At 52.1% G+C, this 3,972-nt stretch carries 3 protein-coding genes; all 3 read left to right on the top strand.

Features of this window, described 5'->3' with window-relative positions:
- Nucleotides 1-279, top strand: a 279-nt coding sequence (locus B3F49_RS03940) for a TolC family protein (protein ID WP_293909110.1), incomplete at its 5' end; no start/stop codon positions are given.
- Nucleotides 280-281: 2 nt separating this feature from the next.
- Entirely contained in the window at nt 282-1,217 is a 936-nt protein-coding gene (locus tag B3F49_RS03945; protein WP_293909112.1) for an efflux RND transporter periplasmic adaptor subunit, read from the top strand.
- Nucleotides 1,218-1,228: 11 nt separating this feature from the next.
- Nucleotides 1,229-3,972, top strand: a 2,744-nt coding sequence (locus B3F49_RS03950; protein ID WP_293909142.1) for an efflux RND transporter permease subunit, incomplete at its 3' end; no start/stop codon positions are given.

The following is a 3,972-nucleotide window of genomic DNA, read 5'->3' on the forward strand; positions in this document are numbered from 1 at the left end:
GTGAGTGTAGTAGGGCAGGTACAGAACCTGAACATGCTGGCATCCCAGGCAGAGCTTGCAAATCAGAGTTTGGAGCTCACCGAGAAAGTTTACATGATGAACCTTATTCAGTATGAGAGCGGCTATATCACAAGAGTGGCGCTGGAGGAAGCCCAGAACAACTTGCTCGGGGCCCGGCAACAAGTTCTTGCTCTCCAGTTCCAATATATTTCTTCCCTGATCGACCTTATTTATGATTTGAATATCCAACACGAGTATCGCACCAAGGAGTTGATGTAAGTATGAAGCAAAAGTATTCTAAAAAACATATTGCAGGACTTATCGTCCTGATAGTCCTCATTATCCTTGCCACCGTCTTGGTGGTCGTCAATCCCTTCAAGTACCTGAAGTCGCTTCAGCCAGCTCCCACGGTGGCGGCCGATGAAGGTCCGGTAGCGGTGAGCGTTCGGGTGATGAAATTGGAACCTGTTGATCTGCAGAATACCATTGTCGGAAACGGCAATGTAGTCGACCCATCCTCCATCGACGTCTACAGCGAAGTGGCTGGTACGCTCACCTCGCTTGCCGTGAAGCTTGGACAGACGGTAGAGAAGGACCAAGTCATCGCAACCGTCGACCCCTCCCGTGCAGGAGTCACGTACAAGGAGAGTGTGATCAAAGCCCCGGCTTCCGGGACAGTTTTGATGCTGCCCTTCGTACAAGGCTCTGTAGTTTCCATGCAGGCTCCCATTGCCCGCATCGGTTTGCTCAAGGACCTGGAAGTGGTGATGGATATCGCAGAAAGGCATATTGGAACCGTTGGGGTCGGGACAAAAGCACAGATGACCTTCAAAGCCTTCCCCGGCGAAGTCTTTGAAGCGGAAGTAATCAGACTCAGTCCTGTTCTCAACCCAGCCACCAGGACCTTGGAGATTACGCTGAAGGTGCAGGATCCCGATCGCAAAGTGAAAAGCGGCATGTTCCCCTCGGTAGTCCTCAATACTGAACGCCTGGAGCAGGTTATAGCCATTCCTCGTTCAGCCCTGCTGTATTCAGGCAGCCAGGCCTATGTATTCACTGTTGGTTCCGACGGCCTCGCAAAGAAGAACCTGGTTGAGGTGGGATTGCAGGTCGGTGACCAGGTGCAAATCACCGCAGGCCTCACCATCGGTGAAAACTTGATTGTACAAGGGCAGAGTCTGATGACCGAGGGTACGCTGGTGCGTATCCTTCAGTAAGGAATGCAAGCATGAGTCTAACCAATACCGTAGTACGCCGTCCCACCACCATCATCATCATCTACATCCTGTTGACGGTGCTAGCCTTGGTGATCTATCCCAACCTGTCGGTCGAACTCTTTCCTGAGATGGATCTTCCGATGGTCGTCGTCTACTCCTCCTATCGCGGGGCAAGTCCCGAAACCATGGAAAGCAGGGTCACCAAGCTCATCGAGAGTGCCGTCTCCAATGTGGGAGGGATCAAGCGAATCAGTTCAACTTCATCGGAAGGTATTTCGATGGTTATGTTGGAGTTTGCCTATGGCACCGACTTGGACAAGGCAAGCCAATCGATAAACGACAACCTCAGCCTCTATACCAATATATTCCCCGTTGATGCCTCCAAACCCACCATTTTCAAGCTGAACACCAACATGGTGCCGATTATGAACATCGCGCTCAAGGGTTCCAACGGTCATGATGCCAATGAGCTGCGCTCAGTGCTGGAGGATGTGGTCCAAAATCGTATCGAGCGAGTGGCAGGCGTCTCCTCAACTGCCATCAATGGCGGACAGGACTCATACGTCCAAGTCGCCATCGACCAAAACCGTTTGGAAGCCTACGGACTCACCCTCTCTCAGGTTGCTTACACCCTCAACCCACAGAATTTCCAGATCGGGGCGGGGACGTTGATCGAAGGGGACCTTTCCTACTTGCTTCGCACCGATGCACAATTCTCCTCCATCGAACAGATAGAGGATGCCATGGTGGCCGCCTATCCCAAGTATGATGCAAAAGGCAATGTCATCGGTTCCAATGTCGTTCGCCTCAAGGACATTGCCACTGTCTCGTTCTCCTACCGCGATGCAACCAGCAAGGTGTACATCAACGGAGAGAGCGGGGTATACCTGTCGGTCAATAAAGAGTCCGACGCCAACAGCGTGCAAGTGGCAAAGCACGTGAAGGAAGTCATTGAGGACTTGAACAAGGAACTGCCCAAGGGAATGAGCCTTGAAGTCATCGTTGACACCACCGAGATGGTCGAGTCGACGATCAACACCGTCTATGAAAGCCTGCTCTACGGCGTAGTCTTGGTTATGGTGGTCCTCTTCATCTTCCTCAGAAGCATCAGGTCCACCTTTATCATCGGTATCTCGATACCGGTTTCCATGCTCCTCACCGTGCTGGTTATGTTCTTCATGGGTTACTCGTTGAACCTGATGACGCTCACCGGCCTGATCTTGGGGCTAGGTATGACGGTGGATAGTTCCATCGTTATTCTGGAGAACATTTTCCGCTATCGTGAACGCGGAGCAAAACTGCATGCCGCCGCCATCCTAGGCACCAAGGAGATGATCGTCTCCATTACCGCATCGGTGCTTACCACCGTCTGTGTCTTTGTGCCGATGGTGCTCCTTCGCAGCAACCTGGAGATGCTCGGGGAGATCATCACCCCGATGGCCGCTACGATCATCATCAGCCTTTTGGCCTCGCTGGTGGTGTCGGTGACCTTGGTTCCTGTTCTCACCAGCTCCTATGTGAGACTCTATACCCGCAAGCAAAAGCCTTTGAAGATTCGCCTGCTCAGGTTCATTGATGATAAGGCCGAGGCTGCTTTTGACGCGCTCGACCGGGCTTACAAGCGCACTCTCGCCTTGTTGATTGACTACAAATGGCTTACGCTCATCCTGGTAGTCATGATTTTGGTCCTTACGTTCCAAGCGTTTCAGGCGATGCCTCAGTCTCTCTATCCAACCATGAGCGAGACTTCAGTCACCCTCAGCGTCACCCTTCCAGAGGGGACAACCCTTGCGACAACGGAGAGCATCTTGATGGATCTCTATGCTAAAGCCGAGCAAGACATCAAGGGATACAAGGACATTACAGTCACCGCCGGCGGCGGAGGAATGTTCGGCAACGGAGGAACGAACTCAGGATCACTGCAGATATCCCTGCTCGATGAGGAAGGTGCCGATACCATGCAAATCGTGCAGGATAAGTTGAGGCGTTACTTCAATCTCTATCCAGCGGCCAGTTTCTCGTTCAGCCAGATGTCCATGGGTCTTGGCAACCTGAATCCGGTCGATGTTGCGGTCAAGAGTGACAATCTTGATCTCGCCGTGGAAACTGCAGAAAAGATTCGCGACCTGATCGATGAGAATCTCAAGGGTATTACCGAAATCAGGACCGACTTCAACAAGGGCTTGCCCGAGTTGAAAATCACCATCGACCGTGAACGGGCATACGCCTACAACCTGACGATGCAAGCCATCGCTACAGAGATCAGCAACAGCGTGAACGGTATTACTGCAACCCAGCTCAAGAAGAACGGCAGCGACACCGATGTGGTCGTCATGCTTGATAAGGCAGACCGTTCCAGCGAGCTCGATCTCAATCGAATCTTCATCCGTAATTCGCTCGGAGAGAAGATAAGTCTGGATAACCTGGCTACCATTGAACGCTCCACAGGTCCGGTATCGATTAGTCGTGAGAACGAGATGAGAACGGTTCATGTGGTCGGCGGTCTTGCCCCCAATTATGCGGTAAGTCAGGCTGAATCGGATATCAAAGCCCTTTTGGAAAAAGAATTGGTGCTGTCTGACGAGGTTTTCATCGAGTACGGCGGTGACTTTGCCGACATGACGGCCATGTTCAGTCAAGTCGGCCTGATTCTCGCACTCGCCATAGTCTTGGTCTTCGGTGTCATGGCAAGTCTCTTCGAGTCGTTCAAGAACCCCTTCATCGTTCTGCTTTCCATGCCGCTGATGATGGTGGG

Source organism: Sphaerochaeta sp. UBA5836 (assembly GCF_002432845.1).
GTDB lineage: Bacteria > Spirochaetota > Spirochaetia > Sphaerochaetales > Sphaerochaetaceae > Sphaerochaeta.